Below are 20352 nucleotides of genomic sequence, written 5' to 3'. Positions count from 1 at the left end.
TCCCGGCATGGTGTGCCTAACCTTTTTAACGCTTTCTTATTGAGACGTCTTCCTCCGGCAGATACAGGTATTCGGACTTTCCCTGGTAGTGCATATGCACTGTTGCGACCTCGTTGTCGTTATAGAGATATGGTGGGAATGTTGTGCCGTCGTAGACCTGCTGAAACGGTACTTCTTCATTCTCAAACAGCAGGCCGTATTCCGTGGGGACCCCTTTGCCGGAGGACAGCAGATCACGGCCAACTTTGGCGAAGTCAAGTGTTTCCTGTTCTGTTTTAGTCAGACAGCCACGGATATTTAGGAGATGATATTCTCCTATTCCAGCAAAGTTGGAAACGTCACGGAACACCGTGTAATGGTTGATATTGAAGGAGAGATTGATAAGCCTCGCCAGGTCTGGGCTTTTCTCAAGGCTTGCCGCCACCAGGAACTGGTCGTATTCGCTGTCATCAACGCGCTCGATGTTCTTGGCGGGAAAGTTCATTTCCAGGTAGTCCCCGGCGTCGATATAGTTCCGTGAGAACCTGTTCAGGTCCTTGCTGACGGCGCAGTCGATGCGCTCGGAACGCATATCCTGGATCATCCTCTGAAAGCCGGGACGGTCCGTGTTGCTGCCGGTCTCCCCATCGTCGATGTAGGTGTCCACCAGTTCAAGGTCGTCGTGGCCCTCTATGTAAGCCAGACAGATGGCCCGCTGGCTTTGGATGCTGTTGGACTCCAGCCGGTCAGCATCCTCTCTGGACAACCGGGCATAGATGCCGGTCTTATAGATTTTATTGGACATTTTGAACCTCCTTGTCATCTGTGTGTCAGAAAACCGAAGGCCCTGTCCCGTATGGGAACGGAATACAAAGCCGCTGGCCTTGTGATGCAGTTCCTTTTTTTGACCCAGCCATATTGTAGCGCCGGATCGCCCGGTTTGTTAAGGATGTCAGGCCCCGGCAAGGTAAAGGGAGTTGATACGCTCCTCGATGGTCTCGCCTTTGTCCGCAAAACTCAGCTTCACGACCACGCCGCCGTCCAGATAGCCATAGGGGTTGCCAAGCTGTTCTATCCATGCCCGGATGCGCTCCTCCGTGGGAGCCTCCGGGTCAATGCGGACTGTGCTGCGGTCACGGAGCGTCGATCTGTCCACCTTGCGGAGGTCGATGTCTTTCATCGCTTCTGTCATGGCAAAGCACCTCCAACTGTTCTGTCCTTTTCAACATCTTATGGAAAGGACAAACTTTCATAGAACAGAGAAAAGCGCCCGCCCCAAAGGGCAGACGCTTCTCCCAGGTTTTTCAAAACTTCATGGGCAGGGCGGTCTTTGCGCTGGAGCCGTTGTAGATGCGGTACACCTGGTAGAGATACCGCTTGTACCCCGGCAGGCTCGTCATGGCCCGGCCCTCCCGGAAGATCACCACCGGGTCTACCTGGCGCAGCCGCGTCACCAGCCGTTTGCGGCTGTACTCCCCGTGATAGAGGTCCACGAACTCCACCAAGCCCTGCACCGTCTCAGCCCGGAGGGAGTCCGGGTCGCCCTTCCAGGCGTCCACGATGGCCTGCATCGCCTCCCGGTACACCCCGCCCCCGACCTTCTGGGACAGGCCGAAAGCGGTGCTGATGCAGGCCAGCCGCTTCGCACCCCTGGTCTGCTTGTAGTCCACATAGAGGCCCACAGCTTCCGTTGCTTTCAGGAACGCCATAGCGTCCTCATCGCCGCCGTAGACCAGCGCCCGGAACCTCGCCCCGGCGGTCAGGCTGGCGGAGGCTCCCGTCTGCTGGGCGAACAGCAATGCCTCATCGCTCTCGGTCAGGCCGTAGAACACCTTGCAGCGGATGGACAGGTCCCGCCCACCATTGAGCAGTTTCCGGGCGGCGATGGTGTGCTGGCCATCGAACACATAGTAGCGGCCGTCCCGGCAGCTCACCTTCGGCTCGTTGGCGATGCGCTCATCGAACTCGGCGGCGATCCTGCGGACCCGGTCCTCGTTCAGTTCACGCTGATAAGTAGTGCGGGGTATCTTCAGCTCTGCGCTGTTGATGGGAAGCTCCCGGCAAAAAAGGTCCTTGCTGTTCATTCTGTGCGTCCTCCTTCGATGTCTGCGATATACTGCTTCATTTTCTGCATGATCTGGATGAGTTTCGGCCTGTAATGGCTGTCCGACAAAAGCCGGGGATACTCCTGAAAGATGCGGTCAAAAAGCTCCATGAACGATACGATCTCGCCATCCAGGGAACAGAGTACATTCTCCTCGGTGCTGGGGGCTTTGTCCCGCTCCATCTCAGCCGATATTTCCGCGATCCTCTGCATCTCGGCCTTCCTGGAAGTGGTCGGCGGGGCTTTGTGGTAGGCAGTCCGGGGCTTTTTGCCTTTATCATCCTTGGATTTCTTCAAATCGGCGGCCAGTCTGAGGCGCTCTTCCGGGTCAGCTTTTGCAACAGCGGCTACTGCCGATGCTGTCGGCTTGATTGTGCCTGTGAGTATTTCCTGCTTGATACCGGGAAGGGCTTCTTCGGCGGCATCCACACCTTTAGCAAAAGTCCCGGCCTCCCTCACATAACTTGCGGAAGTGTTTGTCTCTTTTGCAATGCGGGATTGTGTAACATGGCGGCTATTCTGGTGCGGACATTTTTTGTCCGCACCACTTTCACCAGATGCAGTATGCTGGTTTCCATGAAAGGCAACCGCCTGTTTCTCTGCCTCATACCGCTGCCCGATCAGGTATTTCTTCTGCTGGGGCGTCAGGTTGCGCCTGCCGAGTTGGTTCTTGCATATCCACGAAAGGGCTTCATAGCGGTTGGCAAAGTACAGCTTGTGGACTGCGTAGGTCAGCTCCGGGTGCTTCTGGATGATCTCATAGCGGTTGTGGCCGTCCAGGATCGTGCCGTCCCAGACGATGAGGGGCGAAAAGACCGCCCCATCCGATAGGATGTTTTCCTCCAGCAGGGAGAACTCGTCCTCCGTCAGCGGCGGTATCTTGTCCCGGAACTCCGGGTCGATGATGAGCTTGTCCATCAGGATGCCTCCATTCCCGCAACAGGAGCGTAGTCCTTATCAAGCCCGACACTCACCAGGAGGGCGGCGTTGACCCGCCTCATCTGCTCCCCGGTGAGCCTGCCCACATAGCTCTGCACCCGCCGCTTGTCGATGGTGCGGATGACCTCCGACATAACCAGGGACGGCGCAAGCCCCTGGGCATCATCCAGCACCACATGGGTCGGCTGCTTGGGTTTCTTAAAGGTCCTTCTGGTCACGGCGATCACAATGATGGTCGGGGAGTGGTAATTGCCCGTGTCGTTCTGGACAACAAGCACCGGGCGGATGCCTCCCTGCTCATGACCGATCACCGGGTTCAAGTCGGCGTAATAGACCTCGCCGCGGTGGAAATCGTGAAAATTACGGTCCATATGGATACCTCCTTCTTCTGGTATGTAAATGGGCGGCCCAATACGGTAAGCACCGCATCCAGACCGCCCACAAAATTTCATAAAGCGTGTTTTTGATCCCAATTTGTCCTCGACACCCCGGAACCGTGGGAATCATCAGGCTCGTCAGCTTGCGAAGCTGCTCTCATAGGCGTCTAACCTCCCCGCCTTCTTTGTGGCCGGGCCGCGAGTTACGGAAGTATCATTATCGCTGTCTGTTGTCATCGCCGGGCCAAGAGCAACTTGGCATTTTCAGTCGGATGGATCGCTCCTCCCGGAACCGGGGATCGTGGCGCTCCGCTGTGCAGGCTATTCCAGACAGTAACGTGGTCTTGTCTCCAAGACTTCCTGATGACTGCATATTCAGTTTTCAAAGTCCACACCAGCGGGTCGCCCCGGCTGATGGTTCCAGTTTAGTAGAAAACGGGTGATATTCTTATGGCGCAGGAGTACCAGCCGCTGGTCTTGTTCCGACCAGTCACATATCCTCCCACAGAGCCGCCAAAGTTCGGATAACAGCGTCCAGCCGCCCCCGCACCTCGCTGTCCGAGACCTTCCCCAGCACCAGATAGTCGAGGCTGGCATTAAAAAAGGCGGCAAAGTCAATCAGAATATCCAGCGAACAGCCGCGCTTGCCAGTCTCGATCTTCGCCAGATGGACGGTGCTGACATTCAGCCGTTCCGCCAACTGCTCCTGCGCCAGCCCCGTTTCCCTGCGGAGCTTCTGGATGCGTCTGCCGGTCTCTAAAGTGTCATAGCTCATAAAAAGTCCTTTCCCGAACACAGCGGGGAAGGACTTTTTGCATGGTTCAGACTGTTTCCCTGCCGTGTTCGCCGGCCTGGGACAGCACTTTGGCAAAGGAACTCCGACAGCCCCTTATATACGAAAAAGGCGGAGCCATGTGCGGAAATGCACATAGCCCCGTAAACGCCTGACAGCACAGGAGAGCATGGCACTTCCTACGGCCAGCCCATCTATCCGCCCTTATCCGGCGTTGATGGACTGCCATATGAGATACCCTTGCCCTAATGCATAACAGGCACGATATTTTTGTGGATAGACCGTGAAGCCCGTCCTTATGTGCCTATTCTATCTGGCGGTCTCCTGAAAGGACAGGCCAGACTATGGCACTTTTAGCAACGCATAAATTTAGGAAAATCGCCATTATCCCGGCTTTCATACTCTGTATCTCTGCTCCCGACAGACGCTCGGATAGATCATCAGGCGGGATCATGGACGTGATACAATGACATATCATGGCACTTTCTATCCCCCAAAAATTTCTGGCAGAGCTGCCTTAACCGCCAGAAAAGAAAAAAGCGCCCACCACACGGTGAGCGCATCAGATGAAGTATCCTATTCAGTTTTATCTTTTCAGGTGGTCCGGCACGATAATCTCTCCAGCCGGGATTTCCCGCAGTTCTTTTTTCAGTGTATGGGTAAATCGGATGGTTCCCGCAGTACCGCCCTCTTCCCGACCATCGTAGACAGCGATCACCCGATCGGAGTGTTCCACCATGTAGCGGTTGCGATGAGAGTAAACGCTGGGCTGATACTCCTCCCGGATGACAACAACATCTACACAAGCCTCCAATATCTCATAGGTCCGCTTCTTTTGCCGCAGATTATCAAGCCGCTTCTGGTAGGGGATCACGGCCACAAGCTCCAGCGCCGGATTTGACTTCCGCATTTCCAGCACGATCTCGGCAAAATACTGGTCCACGCCCTCGGCAAAACCGCTCATAAAGCAAGTAAAGCCGTCAGCGACTGCCTTCTCGATCTCCTTCTGTAGAGCCGCCTTTACGCGGTTAATCTCCTTTTGGGGCAAATCCCTATGTCCTGTGACACAACAAGTCTTTTTCTGCATCTGTCTTTCCTCCGTTTGATATTGATGGGCTGACCTGCTACTGCTGTTTGGAGTGGCTCTGTTTCAACATACCCGGCCACAGCTCCAACGGTCAAGGATGTCGCAAGACGACACACAAGGATAGATATAACCTTTTATCCATTTCGATAATAGTAGATATAATTTAGTAAGTCAATGATAATACCCTTTTTCAATTTGCGAATATGGCTATCACATAAGGTACAATCTAATACAAGGCGGAGGTGAGGGCGATGTATGAAGATTTTCTCCCAGAGCGGCTGGCAAAGCTACGGACGCAAAAGGGTGTATCTGCCCGTGATATGTCCCTGTCGCTGGGGCAGGCGAACAACTATATCAACAACATCGAAAACAAGAAGTCCCTGCCCTCCATGCAGGCTTTCTTCTACATCTGCGAGTATTTGGATGTGACGCCCCAGGAATTTTTTGATGAGGGGAACGCCCACCCGGAAGCACTCCAGGCATTTATTACGGAGGCAAAAAAGCTGGACTCCGAATCGCTGGAATACATCCTCGGTATCATGAAAAAGCTGAATAATACAAAATGAAGCGGCCAAGCGACTGGCCGCTTCATTTTGTATTGTATCCGATGATATTCAGGATATCTCCTGCTCCTATACTGGTGATAATCCAAGAAATGTCCAAGCCGTTAGCGCAAAAAGAGGGGCATAGCTGCTTACTGACAGCTATGCCCCTCTTATCATGCCTCAGCGCCGCAACACGGCTGCTGAACGTCCAGCCCGTCTAAGTAGTTCGCTCCCCATTGGCACATCGCATCCAAAACCGGGATGATACTCTCTCCAAATGCGGTCAGAGAGTAAACCGTTTTAGGTGGCTTCTCCGGGATCACTTCTCTATGCACCATACCACATCCCTCAAGCTCGTGTAAATGCTGGGACAACATTTTAGGCGTTGCGCCTGGGATTTTTCGCTGCAATTCCATATAGTGCAGCGGCTGTCCCACCAAATGCCAGAGGATCAGCGGCTTATATTTCCCGCCGATCAGCGAAAGCGTAGCCTCAACAGGGCAGTTGAATTTTGTTTGCTTCATAACCTCACCTCAACAAAAAGTATATCACGATATGTTCATTCGGAAAAGGACTTACATTTTGGGTAGTACCTTACAAAAAAGTGCAATCTTGCGTACATTTCTAACTATGCTAAAATTGTCTCAGATGGTTGCCTTGACATGGCCCATGATCAATTTATCAGAAAGGATGTTTTACTATGGACTTTATCACAATTGCAAAGATCCGCTGCTCCATCCGCAGCTACACCGACCAGAAGGTGGAGCCGGAAAAGCTGGAAAAGATTCTGGAGGCCGCTCATGTGGCCCCCACCGCTGCCAACCTTCAGCCGGTACGCCTGATCGCCGTCCAGAGCGAGGACGGGCTGTCGAAAATCGGCAAAGCCGCCAACATCTACGGTGCGCCCCTGGCGATCATTGTCTGTGCCGACCACAACAAGGCGTGGGTACGGCCCTTTGACCAGAAGCAGATCAGGGATATTGACGCTTCCATTCTGACCGACCACATGATGCTCCAGGCCACGGAGCTGGGCTTGGGCAGCGTATGGGTGTGCTACTTCAAGCCGGATGTGTTGAGCAAGGAGTTTGACCTTCCCGCCAACCTGGAGCCGGTCAATATCCTAGCAATCGGCTATGCCGGTGAGGACTTCGCTGACCCGGAGCGGCACAGCGAAACGCGCATCCCGGTGAGTGAGCTGGTTTCCTACGAAAAACTGTAAGTGAATCCTGCGGGCGGGTGCATTGGGGGTGTGTCTCCTAATGCTCCCGCTTTTCAACAGGGACTATTGCTCCGAAATATGATCGTAGGTCTTTTCCAAAATCCATCTAACGTGTTCATCGGCCAGACTGTAAAGCACATTCTTTCCCACCTTATGCCCAATCACCAACCGGACGCTCCGCAGAATACGGAGTTGATGGGATATGGCCGATTCCGTCATCTTCATTTCCCCCGCCAGTTCGCTGACGCACCATTCCCGCTCCATCAAGAGCCACAAAATCCTGATACGGGTATAGTCACCCAGTGCCTTGTGAAGCTCGGAAAGTGCGTCCAGTTCCTTTGCGGCAGGCTTTGATATTAAATTTCCTTTGTTCATGACTATCCTCAATCTTCGACCATTTGACAGATACGGAAGGACAGGATATGATAGAGGCAGAAATGGAGGTAATAGGATGTCCCACTACCATCTTCCGCACAATCACGGGCAGAATATCGAGCGCGTCCTGGAACGGATGCCGCCTCCTGACGGGTTTCAGACAACCGCCGCTATTTTCCAGCAGCTTGGCGACCCGTCCCGCCTGCGTATCCTCTGGCTGTTGTGCCACAGCGAGGAATGTGTGTACAACATCGCTGCCGCTGTTGGAATGAGCGACCCCGCCGTATCCCACCATCTGCGGATTCTGAAAAAGAGCGGGATCATTGAAAGCCGCCGGGATGGAAAAGAGGTCTACTATACTTTGGCGGACACCACCCAGGCGAAGCTGCTGCACCGAACCATTGACGCGCTGTTTGAGATCACCTGTCCTACCGATTGATAGAAGAAATGCGCCGCGCTTACGAAAGTGCGGCGCATTTCCTGTTATAGCTTTACTCCTGCGCCGGAGTTTCAAACTGCTTGACCCGCATGGCGCGAATGGCGTTCAGAATGGCAATCACCGAAACGCCCACGTCCGCAAATACCGCCGCCCACATATTGGCGCGGCCCACCGCCCCCAGGATCAGCACCAGGAATTTGACCCCCAGGGCAAAGACGATGTTCTCGTTGGAAATGCGGATGGTCTTACGGGCGATCTGCATAATAGCGGCGATCTTGGACGGTTCATCCGTCATCAGTACCACATCAGCGGCCTCGATCGCCGCATCGGAGCCGAGAGCGCCCATAGCGATACCCACATCGGCCCGCGCCAGCACAGGAGCATCATTGATACCGTCACCCACGAAAGCCAGCATCCCCTTATCGCTTTTCTGTGCCAGCAGTTCCTCCACACGGTCTACTTTGTCGGCGGGGAGCAGTTCGGTGTAGGCTCGATCCAGACCCAGGCGGCGGGCCACGTCCTGCCCAACTGCATCCGCATCGCCGGTGAGCATGACCGTCTGGCGAATACCGGCAGCTTTCAGCGTCTTAATGGCAGCGGGCGCGTCTGCCTTGATTTCATCCGCAATCACAATACACCCTGCGTATCTTCCATCAAAGGCCACATAGACCACAGTACCAATAGCGTTGGAGGCCGTATAGGGAATATGCTCCCGCTCCATCAGCTTGGCATTTCCGGCCAGCACCGTCATACCATCAATCACCGCCTGGACACCATGCCCCGCGATCTCCTGCACATCGGTAATACGGCTGTTGTCAATTTTCTTGCCATAGGCTTTTTGGATGGACAGCGAGATCGGATGATTGGAGTAGTCCTCCGCATACGCCGCCAGTTCCAGAAGTTCCTCGTCCGTCATGCCATTTGCTTGAATTTCTGTAACAGCAAAGGAGCCTTTTGTCAAAGTGCCGGTCTTATCGAACACAACGGTTTCCGTGTAGGCCAGTGCCTCCAGATAATTGCTGCCCTTGACGAGTACGCCGATTTTGGACGCGCCGCCGATGCCACCGAAGAAACTGAGCGGAATGGAGATCACCAACGCACAGGGGCAGGAAATCACCAGGAAGGTCAGCGCCCGGTAAATCCAAATACTGAACGCCTGTCCCGTTACCAGCGGCGGCAGGACTGCCAGAGCGAGGGCGGCGAATACCACCACCGGCGTATAGTACCGGGCAAAGCGGGTGATGAAGTTTTCCATGCGGCCCTTTTTGTCGCTGGCGTTCTCAACAAGGTCAAGGATTTTGGCTACGGTGGATTCTCCAAATTCCTTGGTGGTCTGGATGGTTAAAATGCCGGTCTGATTGATGCACCCGCTGATAACCTCCATGCCTGCCTCCACCTCACGGGGCATGGATTCTCCCGTCAGAGCAGAAGTGTCCAGCGTGGAGCTGCCCTTGATAATTTTGCCGTCCAGCGGGACGCGCTCACCGGGCTTGACAATGATGGTGTCACCGATTTTCACGTCCTCCGGGTCTACTTGGATCAGCTTGCCGTCTTTCTCAATGTTGGCGTAGTCCGGGCGAATATCCATCAGGCTGGTGATGGAGCGGCGGGACTTGGAAACAGCATAGGACTGGAACCACTCGCCTACCTGATAGAACAGCATAACGGCCACGCCCTCGGAGTGTTCACCCAGAATCAGTGCGCCAACTGTTGCGATAGTCATAAGGAAATTCTCGTCAAACACCTGACCATGCAGGATGTTGGTGATGGCTTTCCAGACAATATCCCAGCCGATCACCGCATAGCAGACCAGGTAGACACCCAACTCCGCCCAGCCCTCCAGATGGAGCAGGCCACCGGCGGCGAACAGCACCGCCGCCACGATGATGCGGGCCAGCAAATGTTTTTGTTTTTTTGTCATGTTGATACTCTCCTTCCTGCAAAAGCACCGGCTACCAAACGGCAGCCGGTGTTTTCGCACAGTTACGCTTTGACCGTCACATCCGGCTCGATCTTCTTGATGAGTGCCTTGGCCTCGGCCAGCACGCTGTCAAACTTCTCGTCCGGGGCCTCCAGCACCATCTTCTGGCCCAGGAAGTTGACGGTTACACTGGTAACGCCGTCGATCTTCTGGACGGCGTTCTGGATTTTGTCGGCGCAGTGGCCGCAGTCCAGGTCAATGAGCTTAATGGTCTTTTTCATAGCGTTAAGTTCCTTTCTTTGTTGAAATATGTGGTTTGTGGTTGGTTAGACATGGCCGAACGATTAAAAGTCTGTTTAATCGTTTCGCTTTGCAGTATAGCCGCCAGCCCCCGTAAAGTCAATGCTTTTTGGCCCGATATTCCTCTTTGGAGCGCAAAACCTCCTGATTGGATTTCTCCCGGAAAACAAAAACCATTTGGATAAAAAATGCTCCACAATGGAGCGGACAGCGGAGGTGAAAACCGTTTATAATAGCCCTCGGTCAATGCCATTCCCCTACCGGGGATGGGTATTGATACAAAACATAAGAAAGAAGGGATTATTTTGCGTAAGGAGCAATTTGACATCACAGGCATGACTTGCTCCGCTTGTTCAGCCAGGGTAGAAAAAAGTGTTGCCAAGCTCCCCGGCATCCAGGAGGTGTCTGTCAATCTGCTGAAAAACAGCATGGTGGCATCCTATGACGAAGCTGCACTTGACACGGGGCAGATCATCCAGGCGGTGGAAAAGGCTGGGTACGGAGCGATCCCCAAGGCTGGGCAGAACAAGCCCGCTGTCGAGCGAACAGCCGCTTCTGTCCCTGCTGGTAAACCGGCGGTCAGCACCGCCCAAGCGGAGTACAAACAAATGAAGGGCCGACTATTGCTGTCCGCCATCTTCACCATTCCCCTGTTTTACATCTCAATGGGCCACATGATGGGGTGGCCGCTGCCCAGCGGTCTGCTGGGAATGGAGAACGCCATCACCTTTGCGTTCACCCAATTCCTGCTGCTCATTCCCGTGGTGTTCGTCAATGCGAAATACTACCGCATGGGCTTTAAGACCCTGTTCCACGGTTCGCCCAATATGGATTCGCTGATCGCCATCGGCTCCGGCGCGGCTATTGTCTACGGCATCTATGCCATTTTCAAGATCGGCATTGGTTTCGGTCACGGCGATATGGAAACGGTACACAGCTTTATGATGGATTTGTACTTTGAATCCGCTGGGATGATCCTGACCCTTATCACGCTGGGCAAAACTCTGGAGGCCCGCGCCAAGGGCAAGACCTCGGATGCCATCACCAAGCTGATGAACCTTGCGCCCAAGACGGCCACTGTGGAGCGGAACGGCATAGAACAGCAAATCCCCGTGGAACAGGTACAGCAGGGGGAAACGCTGATTGTCAAGGCCGGTGAATCTGTCCCTGTGGACGGCGTGGTGCTGGAGGGCTTTTCCTCCGTAGATGAATCGGCTTTGACCGGCGAGAGCATCCCCGTGGAGAAGCACGTTGGCGATACGGTAATTGGTGCGACCATCAATAAGACTGGCTATTTCAAAATGCAGGCCACTAAGGTGGGGGATGACACCACTCTGGCGCAGATTGTCCGGCTGGTAGACGAAGCTACCAGCTCCAAGGCCCCCATCGCAAAGCTGGCTGATAAGGTTGCTGGGGTATTCGTTCCGACTGTTATTGCTATCGCACTTGTGGCGGCGACGGTCTGGCTGGTGCTGGGCTATGGTGTGGAGTTTGCCCTGTCCATTGGTATCTCCGTCCTGGTGATCTCCTGTCCTTGCGCCCTGGGACTGGCAACGCCCACCGCTATCATGGTGGGAACGGGTAAAGGAGCCACCAATGGCATCCTGATAAAATCGGCGGAGGCGTTGGAAACCGCCCACAACATTGATACTGTCGTGCTGGACAAGACCGGCACGATCACCCAGGGCAAGCCGGTGGTAACGGACATTTTGTGTGAAGCTGGGGCAGACCGCCTGGGACTGCTGAAAATTGCCGCCTCGCTGGAAAAGCTGTCAGAGCATCCTCTGGCGGACGCTATCACCGCCGAAGCGGGAAAGGCAAAGCTGCCGCTGTCCCCGGTTGAGGACTTCCAGCAGATTCCCGGTCAAGGCATCGTAGGCCGGGTAGACGGCGAAATGTGTCTGGCAGGCAACCGCCGCATGATGGACGCCCACAATATCACGGGCGGGGAACTGCTGCGCTCCGGGGAAACTCTGGCGGCAGAGGGCAAAACACCCCTGTTCTTTGCCCGCGCCGGGAAGCTCATGGGCGTGATCGCTGTGGCCGATGTAGTCAAGCCTACCAGCGCCCAGGCTATCCAGGAATTGTCCGGCCTCGGTATTGAGGTGGTCATGCTCACCGGGGACAATGCAAAGACCGCTCAGGCCATCCAGCGGCAGGTCGGCGTAGACCGGGTAGTGGCCGAAGTGTTCCCCCAGGACAAGGAAAAGGAAATACGCCGCTTGCAGGACAGCGGCAAAAAGGTGGCGATGGTTGGGGACGGCATCAACGATGCTCCCGCGCTGGCCAGGGCCGATGTGGGTATCGCCATCGGAGCGGGAACAGATGTAGCGATCGAATCCGCCGACATTGTGCTGATGAAAAGTGATCTGCTGGATGTGTCCACGGCCATTCAGTTGAGCAAGGCCGTCATCCGCAACATCAAGCAAAACCTGTTTTGGGCCTTTATCTACAACATCATCGGCATCCCTATCGCCGCCGGTGTATTCTTCCTCTCTTTCGGCTGGAAGCTCAATCCCATGCTGGGGGCGTTCGCCATGAGTTTCAGTTCTGTATTTGTTGTGTCCAATGCACTCCGGCTGCGGTGGTTCCAGGCAAAGCATGAGGTTTACCCTGAAAACCACCAAGCCGAAGTGGATATAGGCAAAAATAATCAAAAAGGAGTGTTTCAAAATATGGAAAAGGTACTGTTAATTGAAGGTATGGTATGCGGAAACTGCGTCAAGCACGTCCATAAAGCTCTGACCGGGCTGGAGGGTGTGCAGGAGGCTGTTGTTGAGCTGGAAAGCAAGACCGCCAAGGTGTGCCTGGACAGCAGCGTGTCCGATGATACGCTGAAAGCGGCGGTGGAGGATGCTGGGTACACACTGGTCAGCATCCAGGAAACAGCATGAAGGCCAAACGGGGCGATGTTGCCCACAAGCTGAAGATAGCGAGGGGCCAGTTGGACGGTATCCTGCAAATGATCGAGGCTGATCGCTACTGTGTGGATATATCCAATCAGATCATGGCAACCCAAGCTCTGCTCAAAAGCGCCAATCAGCAGATTTTGCAAGCCCATATTCGTAGCTGCGTCCGGGAGGCTCTGCAAACCGACGCCGCAAATCCAAAACTGGAAGAAGCGTTGAAACTGCTGGAAAAAATGGCGCAGTAGTAACCGGGAGCGGAAAGGCCTTCATCTTTCCGCTCCCTTTCTCATTCCTGTTCGGATTGCAAATGCTCCGTTTTGGAGCGGACAATGCCGTTTGATTTCGCTATACTTACAAGTGGTTAGATGTGGCTAATTTCAAGGAGGTGCGATTATGCAAAAAACGCTTGACACAAGAACGAAACTGCTGACAAAAAGCCCGTTTCCGCTGATGATAGAGCTGGCTATCCCCGCCGTTCTGGGCATGGTAGTCGTGGGACTCTACAACATGATGGATTCCATCTTTGTCGGCCAGATGGTCGGGGATGTGCAGATGGGGGCTGTCTCTGTGTCCTATCCCTTTACCCTCATCAATGCCGGTTCCGCCGCCATGATCGGCGTCGGTTCCGCCTCGGTGCTGTCCCGCGCTATCGGGAAGAAAGACCAAGACACCGTAAAGAAGATCATGGGCAACCTGGTTGCCGTAGTGTTGCTGATGTCCGTGGTTTACATGGCGATCGGTATGGTGTTCACCCGGCAGCTCTTATCCCTGGCCGGAGCCAGTGACAACATCCTGACCTATGCAGAAAAATATCTGCGGATCGTGTTCGCCGGTTCCCTGTTCGTGAATTTCTTCCAGAGCGCCAACATGGTCATTCGCGGCGAGGGCCAGCTTAAAAAGGCAATGGCCATTATCGCCAGCGGTGCAATCCTCAACATTATCCTCGACCCCATTTTTATCACCCTGCTCAAACCCTACGGCATGGGCATTGAGGCGGCAGCATACGCAACGATTCTCTCCCAATTTATCCAAGCCGCTGTGACACTGTGGTACTTCAAGAAGAAAAGCCCTAACGTGAAGATCGGACGTATCCGCATTGACGGAATTTTATTGCCGCAAGTCCTCTCGGTTGGTATCTCCGCACTGCTGATGCAGGTTTTGACGCTGGTGCAGCAGACAGTGATCTACCGTGTAGCCTCGGCCTATGGCGGCGAAACCTCCCAAATCCTTCTGGGAGCCGCTCTGCGGTTCTGGAATTTTTCGTTTGTGCCGTTGTGGGGCATCAGTCAGGGATTTCAGCCCACCGCCGGTACAAACTATGGTGCAAAGGATTACGACCGGGTGAAGAAGCTGACGGGCGTATTTATCACTGCCGCCACGGTTCTGTCTCTGCTGTTCTATATCCCGGCAGAGTTGTTCCCGGACAAAGTGCTTTCCATGTTCATTACAACGCCGGGGGTAGCAGCTTCGGGAGCAACTAACTTCCGCATCATGTTCAGCACCTACATCCTGCAAGGCAGCTTTCTGATTGCTGTGACGCTGTTCCAGTCACTGGGCAAGGCAAGCAAAGCCACTTGGCTGGTGCTGTTTAGACAGATCATCCTGTTTATCCCTTTGTGTGTAGTGTTGCCGATGGTGGGCGGCATGGGCATCCGGGGCGTATGGCTGGCAATCGCTCTGACGGACGCAATCCTGGTCGTTATCACAATCGCCATGATGCTTTCGGAGTTCCGCAAAATGCCTACGACCTCCATCGTAAACAGGTAAGGATTTTGGCAGAACTCGAAAGAAAAATAGCACAGCAAAAGGGCCAGTGCTTTTGCGAAGGCGCTGGCCCTTGACATATTTGAATAGACCATCCAAATGGTATATAATAATTGATCGGAGCTGAAAAACTACCAAATGGAGCGGTCTGTTATGGAGAGAAAATATATAATCAAAGATGCCAGGGAGATTCTGTCCCACGAACTCGAAAACCTTGGAACGAAGGAGAGCGCATCAATGTGTGAAAACTATATTACAAACGCAACAAGTCTGGTTTCGGCCATTCCCAAAGACAGCGAGGGATATTGCACTGTCTATAAAATGGATTGTGCCGATGGTCTTGGACTCATGACTGTTTATCAGGTCTACCCTGGCATTCAGCTTATTTACAACGATTTTGAAGCGGCAGGCTGTCAATGGGACAGCCTGATCAGCGGCGATGTGCTGGAGATCAACCATTGCCGTGAAGGACGGGAGGGCAGTCGCTTATTGAGCGGTACTTGTCTGTATCTCGGTGAAGGTGATCTATCCATTCACACGATGGATAACTGCGCCCCGGAAATGTCCTTCCCGCTGCGGCACTATCGCGGAATTACCGTAGCACTCAATTTAACATTTGTATCGGAACATCCCCCGGAAATTCTTTCTGAAACGGGAGTTGATATTTCCTCTTTCAAAGAGAAATTTTGCGCCAATGGCAGTTGCTTTATCATGCGGGCCAAAAATGAGATCGAGCATATCTTTTCAGAGCTGTACTCCGTACCGGATCGTTTGCAAAGGCCATATTTTAAGCTGAAAGTACAGGAACTCCTCTTATTTTTAAGTATGGTGGATGTAGCCGAGGAAAAGCAGCGCGAATATTACACCTCGCCCCAAGTCGAAATTGTGAAACAAATCCATAAGCGGCTTATTTCAAATTTGCAAGAGCGTCCCACAATCGAGGAACTTTCCAAAGAGTTTCTTATCAATACGGCCACTTTGAAAAAGACATTCAAAGGCATCTACGGACAACCCATTGGTACTTATATGAAAGAGTACCGTATCAGACAGGCAGCAACTCTGCTTCGTCAGACTCAGGCTACGATTGCGGAAATCGCCAACAAGGTCGGATATGAAAATCAGAGTAAGTTTGCATCTGCATTTCATGACATAATGAAAGTGCCGCCTGCTGAATACAGAAAAGAAAATATGAGTGAGATGCGAGGGGGTGATCTCTTGGGAAATTAGCTGTTTTGGATATAGCGGAGTCTGGCAAGCAGATTGGTGAAAAGCTGTTTGCCCTGCTGGATGCCAGTCAGCAACAGGAGCTGATGCAGTATGTTCTTGCACAAAAGCAAGGAGGCAGTCCCGATACCTCTCTGCACAGTATCCCTCCTCATATTATCCCGACCGCCCCTATTACCAGATTAACGGAAGTCCAGGCGGAAGATTTATATTTCTGCTTGGAAAACCGATTGGTATATATCTGCGAGACCGAGGTCATGCTGACAGTGAAAGAGTTTGACATCTTTGCCCTGCTCATCATGAATCCCCGCCGCGTACTCACCTATGACATGATAATAGACCTTGTGTGGCACGAAAGTCTTGACTACTACTCCCACAGAGCAATCAACAATCATGTCAGCAACCTCCGGCACAAGCTCAAGGTCACGCCCGAAACGCCGGACTACATCAGGAGCGTTCACAGCATCGGGTACAAATTCAATCCGAATATCGAACTTCTTTGAAGCCCCGGACGCATTTTTACGACCGGGGCTTTTCTAAAGCGGGAAATGGGACTTGACATGAGCGGTTCTTTTTGCTATAATAGAACCACAGTTCAATATTGGAGGGCGCTATGGCACAGGTACTGAAGGACGAGATACGGGAGAAAATTCTTGTTGCGGCTCTGGACGAATTTTATGATAAGGGTTACAAACTGGCTGCTATGCGTAGTATCGCGGCCAAAGCGCAGATCCCTACCGGCCTTATCTATTCTTACTACAAAAACAAGGCCGACTTATTTGATGCCATTCTCCGCCCTGTTCTGTACGATTGGGAGCGGGTATTGACCGCTGGCGGAGCAGACGAAAGCAAGCACAGCAATACAGAAATCTATGGGTTAAGCAAGGCTGAAACGGAATGTCTGCTAAACTTATTTGACCATCGAAAAGAATTTATCATCCTGATCGACAAGAGCGGCGGCACAAAGTATGAATGTGAGAAAGAGCGTTTTGTCAAAGACATAGAAGCTCACTTGCTGGAGCATCGGGACGATACCACCGCAGACGCAGTTTTCATCCACATTATTGCAAACAATTTTGTGGATGGCCTCATGCAGATCATGTATCACTACAAGGGAAAGGAATGGGCGATTATGATTTTACACAAATTATCCAAAATGTATTTGTCGGGGATCGGTCTTTAGACCGGTTCCTTTTTTTATTGAACAATAATAAACTATCGTTCAAAATTAGGGCTTGTTTGAAAAATCGAAAACGTCGTCTTTTTTGCCAGAAGAGGCCACTTTCTACGTCGAAAATCCTCGTCAATCGCGAGATTGCCTTGCGGTTTTCTCCTTGAAATTGTCCCCTTCTGGCCCAAAATTCGTCATTTCCTCTATTTTCAAACAAGCCCTAAAGGAGGAACAGCCTATGATGGCTCAACTAATCAAGCTGTATTTCAAAGGAAAGCCGAACACATCCAACACCGCAGTAAAAAAAGCGTATGCCTCACTGTCCAGCATCGCAGGCATTATCCTGAATCTGCTCTTGTGTACGGCAAAAATCATGACCGGGTTTTTCAGTCGGTCGGTTGCCATATCTGCGGACGGATTTAACAACCTGTCAGACGCAGGAATTTCACTTATGACGCTTTTAGGGTTTCAGATCGCGAGGTATGGCAGGGGAAGTACCCACCCGTTCGGTCATGGACGCTTTGAGTGGATCATGGGGATTTTTGCATCCCTTGCCGTGGTGCTGATGGGCGGAAAACTCGTACAAACCTCTTTCCAGTCCATTGTCAGCCCTCAAAAGCCGCTGTTCAGCGTGGCAAGGCTGTCGTTTCGGAACATCCGTCTTTCACCCCAACTCCTGGGCGAAATTTTGAAAATTGGTATCCCTGTGCTGCTGTTCCAGCTTCTTGCCAGTGCGTCTATGGGACTTACCAACAGTGCTGTCATGATGGCCGGATCCGTTACGCAGGATGCGCTCGATCTCCTCATCGGAGATAGCCAAGGCGGGGGCGGGCGGCTCTGCCGGGGACTGTTCCTCTTTTTTGGGCATAGCAAAGGCGGAAGGCTTCTCGCTCTCCGCCTGCCGGTCTATCATTGTGATCTGTTCCATCTCGGAGGGGAACAGCCCCTCCAGCGTCAGTTGTTGATAAGCTCCGCCGTCACGATCTCCTCCGCCTGTGCTTTCAGGGCGTTCATGTGCCGCACCCAGTCCATCTGCCGGGTCTTTTTGTCCGGCGCCGGGTCCGCCGCCAGCAGTTCCTCCATCAACTGCCCCATCCGGGCGGTGGCCGTCTCCTGCACCTCCCACAGGTGCGGGAACAGCTTCCCGGTCAGCGTCAGGTGGTTGTAGAGGAGCTTGTTGTTCTCCTCCAGGTACGCCCTCCGCATCCTGCCGTACTTGCCCAGCGGACGCTCCTCCGTCTCCTCCAGCCTAATGTCCGGGATCAGGTAATCCCCGGCCTTCGTGTAAGTCAGCTCTGCCATGTCCCTTGCTCCTTTCCTCGGATAACTCTGCCTGTTTTGCCCTCTCGTAGGTGCGGATCGCCCGCTCGACCTCACGGAACACCTGGGAGGACGCCTCGCTGACCGCCGTACCCAGCACATTGGACGCCGCCTGGGTATTGAAGTCGAACACGTCCATGAAATCTTCCGGCTCAAAACAGCTCTCCGGGTCCTCCACGCAGCGGGAGCAGAGCATATACTTGATGCTGGTCTCCGCCGCCCTCCGAAAGGACACCCCTACGTTGAACTCATCATACCCGTAAAGGAAGGAATCGTCAACAATGCCGAGGATGCTGTCCTTGTTCTCCGCCCAATACTCGGCGGCGAGGCGGGAGGCGATGTCCCCGATCTGCTCCTCCAGCCCCGCGCCGGCCCCCACGCCGTAGGCCCGCTCCAGCGCGTCCTGCACAGCGGGGACATACTCCTCCCGCATGGACCAGAGGTTGACCGGGCGGGAGTTCTCCCGTTCCCCGGTGTCCGACACATCGAACACATAGCGCAGCTTCGGGCGGCTGCCCGTGTTGTCCACCAGGGCGATGCCCTTGGAGCCGCGGCGCACATAGCGGCGCATGGTCTTGTTCCAGAGGTCGTACTCGGCGCAGGCCGTAGCGTCCGGGCGCTGCTTGTAGATCATGAGCTGCTCATTGTAAGGGTATTTGTAGAGCCGGGCCGCAGTGGTAAGGAAGGCTGTCCACTGCTCCCGGCTCCCGGTCACTTGTCTGGCGGCTTCTTCCGCCATCTGGGTGTAGTAGGCGGCTTTCGAGGGGAACGGTATGACCGCCGCCCCGTCCGCCCGTAAAGGCTCGTTCAATGCCATAGGTTGCCTCCGTTTCTTTCAGATTTGAGTGCGTGGGTCAGATGTCCGGGTACAGGTCCAGGCTGTCAAACTCCGCGTCCGTCATGCCGCCCAGCTTGTCGAGGACGCTCCTGGAGAGGCGCTCCAGCCGCCGCTCCGAAGGGGTGAGCTGGAGGCGCATGGCCTCCAGCTCCGCGATCAGCCCCGCCCGTGTGCCGGGGTTGTAGAGCATCATCATGATCCGCTCGTCCCGTGTAAAGTCCTTCATCTCTCGTCCCGTCCGGCCTGCTTCTGGGGGCGCGGGTCGCCAGTGGCGACCTCTCGGTCGGAGACCGAGAAGCGCCGACCGAGCCGACAGGCGAGACCCGGCCTGCGCTCCGGCTGCTCCGCGCCGGAAAGGGCTTTCAGCGCGTCCAGGACGGAGTGCCGCTCCGTTTCAGGCTCATCCTTTCTCCCGTTGTTGATGATCCCATCAATGGAGTTGTAGTCGTCCTCCATCGCCATCTCAGCGTTTTTCAGGTAGTTCTCCTGCAGGGCGAAGTTTTCCAGCTCCTTAAAGCCGATGGAATCCACATAGTGGCAGGATACCACGCCGCCCACCTTGAGTGCCACGATGTCGCTGACCGACAGGCTGTGTCCCCGGAAGTCCTCCGGGTGGGCGGCGTTGAACTGCACATAGAGGGCCTCCAGCTGCGCCATCACCGCATCCGGCGTGTCGGGCGCCTTCGGGAGATCCCCGTGGTAGACCACCTCATATTGGCCTCCGGCTATGAGGACGAGAAAGCGGAGTTTACAAAACGGATGTCGGAGCTGCGGAAAGAGATTGACACCGCCGCCGAGCGTGGGGCGGATGTGAAGCGGTTTGTCGCTTTGGTACGCCGGTACTCGGAGATCAGCGAACTGACCTATGAAAATGTCCATGAGTTTATTGACCGCATTTTAGTCCACGAGCTGGACAGGGAAACGAACACCCGGAAAATCGAAATCTTTTACAACTTCGTGGACAAGGTGGACAGCGGCGAGGAACCGACGGAAAGCATATCCTATTTCCGGCAGATTGGCGCTGATGTCAAGAGTTTTGCCGTCTGAT

Annotated in this window: 26 protein-coding genes and 2 pseudogenes; 11 read left to right on the top strand and 17 right to left on the bottom strand. The window is 53.9% G+C overall.

The annotated features are described in order from the left end of the window. Positions 1 to 25 precede the first annotated feature (25 nt). The 7 genes from U8U68_RS02230 to U8U68_RS02200 all read right to left on the bottom strand — a co-directional run bounded on the left by U8U68_RS02230 (position 26) and on the right by U8U68_RS02200 (position 5279). Positions 26 to 784: a recombinase family protein gene (locus U8U68_RS02230; protein ID WP_322199219.1), complete on the bottom strand. Its 759-nt coding sequence runs from the start codon at positions 782 to 784 to the stop codon at positions 26 to 28. Between the two features lie 147 nt (positions 785 to 931). Next, positions 932 to 1171: a DUF6870 family protein gene (locus U8U68_RS02225; RefSeq protein ID WP_322199218.1), complete on the bottom strand. Its 240-nt coding sequence runs from the start codon at positions 1169 to 1171 to the stop codon at positions 932 to 934. A 112-nt stretch (positions 1172 to 1283) separates the two neighbouring features. Then, positions 1284 to 2063, bottom strand: coding sequence for a DUF6551 family protein (locus U8U68_RS02220; protein ID WP_322199217.1), 780 nt, complete (start codon positions 2061 to 2063; stop codon positions 1284 to 1286). Beyond that, complete coding sequence (locus tag U8U68_RS02215; protein WP_322199216.1) at positions 2060 to 3001, bottom strand: ParB N-terminal domain-containing protein; 942 nt, start codon at positions 2999 to 3001, stop codon at positions 2060 to 2062. The genes U8U68_RS02220 and U8U68_RS02215 overlap by 4 nt, the downstream gene beginning before the upstream one ends. Further along, positions 3001 to 3393 carry a type II toxin-antitoxin system PemK/MazF family toxin gene (locus U8U68_RS02210; RefSeq protein WP_322199215.1) on the bottom strand — a complete coding sequence of 131 codons (393 nt, stop codon included), beginning with the start codon at positions 3391 to 3393 and terminating at the stop codon, positions 3001 to 3003. Before U8U68_RS02210 ends, U8U68_RS02215 begins: the two co-directional genes overlap by 1 nt. Positions 3394 to 3889: 496 nt before the next feature. Next, complete coding sequence (locus tag U8U68_RS02205; protein WP_322199214.1) at positions 3890 to 4174, bottom strand: helix-turn-helix domain-containing protein; 285 nt, start codon at positions 4172 to 4174, stop codon at positions 3890 to 3892. 604 nt (positions 4175 to 4778) lie between these two features. Continuing rightward, entirely contained in the window at positions 4779 to 5279 is a 501-nt protein-coding gene (locus U8U68_RS02200; protein WP_322199213.1) for an SLOG family protein, read from the bottom strand. A 251-nt stretch (positions 5280 to 5530) separates the two neighbouring features. On the opposite strand from U8U68_RS02200, the gene U8U68_RS02195 reads away from it, so the two are divergent. Further along, entirely contained in the window at positions 5531 to 5845 is a 315-nt protein-coding gene (locus tag U8U68_RS02195; protein ID WP_300851477.1) for a helix-turn-helix domain-containing protein, read from the top strand. 152 nt (positions 5846 to 5997) lie between these two features. Here the strand turns inward: U8U68_RS02195 and U8U68_RS02190 are convergent, their stop codons facing one another. Further along, positions 5998 to 6348, bottom strand: a complete 351-nt coding sequence (locus tag U8U68_RS02190) for a winged helix-turn-helix transcriptional regulator (protein ID WP_322199212.1) — start codon at positions 6346 to 6348, stop codon at positions 5998 to 6000. A 176-nt stretch (positions 6349 to 6524) separates the two neighbouring features. On the opposite strand from U8U68_RS02190, the gene U8U68_RS02185 reads away from it, so the two are divergent. Then, positions 6525 to 7043, top strand: a complete 519-nt coding sequence (locus U8U68_RS02185; protein ID WP_322199211.1) for a nitroreductase family protein — start codon at positions 6525 to 6527, stop codon at positions 7041 to 7043. Between the two features lie 63 nt (positions 7044 to 7106). Here U8U68_RS02185 and U8U68_RS02180 read toward each other — a convergent pair whose 3' ends face one another. After that, complete coding sequence (locus U8U68_RS02180) at positions 7107 to 7418, bottom strand: ArsR/SmtB family transcription factor (protein WP_322199210.1); 312 nt, start codon at positions 7416 to 7418, stop codon at positions 7107 to 7109. 76 nt (positions 7419 to 7494) lie between these two features. Between U8U68_RS02180 and U8U68_RS02175 the strand changes: the two genes are divergently transcribed. Next, positions 7495 to 7857: an ArsR/SmtB family transcription factor gene (locus tag U8U68_RS02175; protein ID WP_322199209.1), complete on the top strand. Its 363-nt coding sequence runs from the start codon at positions 7495 to 7497 to the stop codon at positions 7855 to 7857. A gap of 52 nt (positions 7858 to 7909) precedes the next feature. Here U8U68_RS02175 and U8U68_RS02170 read toward each other — a convergent pair whose 3' ends face one another. The 3 genes from U8U68_RS02170 to U8U68_RS02160 all read right to left on the bottom strand — a co-directional run bounded on the left by U8U68_RS02170 (position 7910) and on the right by U8U68_RS02160 (position 10331). Beyond that, a complete protein-coding gene (locus U8U68_RS02170) occupies positions 7910 to 9778 on the bottom strand; it encodes a heavy metal translocating P-type ATPase (protein WP_322199208.1) in 1869 nt (622 codons plus the stop codon). Between the two features lie 62 nt (positions 9779 to 9840). Further along, on the bottom strand, positions 9841 to 10059 hold the full coding sequence (locus U8U68_RS02165) for a heavy-metal-associated domain-containing protein (RefSeq protein ID WP_300809837.1): 219 nt from the start codon (positions 10057 to 10059) through the stop codon (positions 9841 to 9843). Further along, on the bottom strand, positions 10056 to 10331 hold the full coding sequence (locus U8U68_RS02160; protein WP_322199207.1) for a hypothetical protein: 276 nt from the start codon (positions 10329 to 10331) through the stop codon (positions 10056 to 10058). The genes U8U68_RS02165 and U8U68_RS02160 overlap by 4 nt, the downstream gene beginning before the upstream one ends. 13 nt (positions 10332 to 10344) lie before the next feature. Here U8U68_RS02160 and U8U68_RS02155 point away from each other — a divergent pair, with 13 nt between their 5' ends. The 7 genes and pseudogenes from U8U68_RS02155 to U8U68_RS22275 all read left to right on the top strand — a co-directional run. After that, on the top strand, positions 10345 to 12972 hold the full coding sequence (locus U8U68_RS02155; protein WP_367575776.1) for a heavy metal translocating P-type ATPase: 2628 nt from the start codon (positions 10345 to 10347) through the stop codon (positions 12970 to 12972). Further along, entirely contained in the window at positions 12969 to 13232 is a 264-nt protein-coding gene (locus U8U68_RS02150; protein ID WP_300821066.1) for a metal-sensing transcriptional repressor, read from the top strand. The genes U8U68_RS02155 and U8U68_RS02150 overlap by 4 nt, the downstream gene beginning before the upstream one ends. Positions 13233 to 13380: 148 nt before the next feature. Continuing rightward, positions 13381 to 14754, top strand: a complete 1374-nt coding sequence (locus U8U68_RS02145) for an MATE family efflux transporter (RefSeq protein ID WP_322199205.1) — start codon at positions 13381 to 13383, stop codon at positions 14752 to 14754. A 150-nt stretch (positions 14755 to 14904) separates the two neighbouring features. Next, entirely contained in the window at positions 14905 to 15978 is a 1074-nt protein-coding gene (locus U8U68_RS02140; protein ID WP_322199204.1) for a helix-turn-helix domain-containing protein, read from the top strand. Positions 15979 to 15983: 5 nt separating this feature from the next. Then, positions 15984 to 16478: a winged helix-turn-helix domain-containing protein gene (locus U8U68_RS02135; RefSeq protein ID WP_322199203.1), complete on the top strand. Its 495-nt coding sequence runs from the start codon at positions 15984 to 15986 to the stop codon at positions 16476 to 16478. A gap of 110 nt (positions 16479 to 16588) precedes the next feature. After that, positions 16589 to 17158, top strand: a complete 570-nt coding sequence (locus U8U68_RS02130; RefSeq protein WP_322199202.1) for a TetR/AcrR family transcriptional regulator — start codon at positions 16589 to 16591, stop codon at positions 17156 to 17158. 226 nt (positions 17159 to 17384) lie between these two features. After that, positions 17385 to 17753 (top strand): annotated as a pseudogene (locus U8U68_RS22275) (cation diffusion facilitator family transporter); the annotation flags it as partial. A 57-nt stretch (positions 17754 to 17810) separates the two neighbouring features. Here U8U68_RS22275 and U8U68_RS02125 read toward each other — a convergent pair. Genes U8U68_RS02125 through U8U68_RS02105 form a run of 5 tightly spaced genes read right to left on the bottom strand, consistent with a single transcriptional unit; the run spans position 17811 to position 19964 of the window. Continuing rightward, a complete protein-coding gene (locus U8U68_RS02125; protein ID WP_322199201.1) occupies positions 17811 to 18074 on the bottom strand; it encodes a hypothetical protein in 264 nt (87 codons plus the stop codon). Between the two features lie 26 nt (positions 18075 to 18100). Beyond that, positions 18101 to 18448 (bottom strand): TnpV protein, encoded by a 348-nt coding sequence (locus U8U68_RS02120; RefSeq protein WP_322199200.1) that lies wholly within the window; start codon positions 18446 to 18448, stop codon positions 18101 to 18103. Next, positions 18396 to 19283: a hypothetical protein gene (locus U8U68_RS02115; RefSeq protein WP_322199199.1), complete on the bottom strand. Its 888-nt coding sequence runs from the start codon at positions 19281 to 19283 to the stop codon at positions 18396 to 18398. Before U8U68_RS02115 ends, U8U68_RS02120 begins: the two co-directional genes overlap by 53 nt. A 37-nt stretch (positions 19284 to 19320) precedes the next feature. Continuing rightward, positions 19321 to 19530: a transposon-transfer assisting family protein gene (locus tag U8U68_RS02110; RefSeq protein ID WP_322199198.1), complete on the bottom strand. Its 210-nt coding sequence runs from the start codon at positions 19528 to 19530 to the stop codon at positions 19321 to 19323. Next, positions 19527 to 19964 carry a YodL domain-containing protein gene (locus tag U8U68_RS02105; protein WP_322199197.1) on the bottom strand — a complete coding sequence of 146 codons (438 nt, stop codon included), beginning with the start codon at positions 19962 to 19964 and terminating at the stop codon, positions 19527 to 19529. Before U8U68_RS02105 ends, U8U68_RS02110 begins: the two co-directional genes overlap by 4 nt. Positions 19965 to 20018: 54 nt before the next feature. Between U8U68_RS02105 and U8U68_RS02100 the strand changes: the two are divergent. Continuing rightward, positions 20019 to 20351 (top strand): annotated as a pseudogene (locus U8U68_RS02100) (DUF4368 domain-containing protein); the annotation flags it as partial. Position 20352: the final 1 nt, after the last annotated feature.

The organism is Acutalibacter intestini, assembly GCF_034334985.1.
GTDB classification, from domain to species: domain Bacteria; phylum Bacillota; class Clostridia; order Oscillospirales; family Acutalibacteraceae; genus Acutalibacter; species Acutalibacter intestini.
This window is presented reverse-complemented; position numbering and strand designations above follow the sequence as displayed.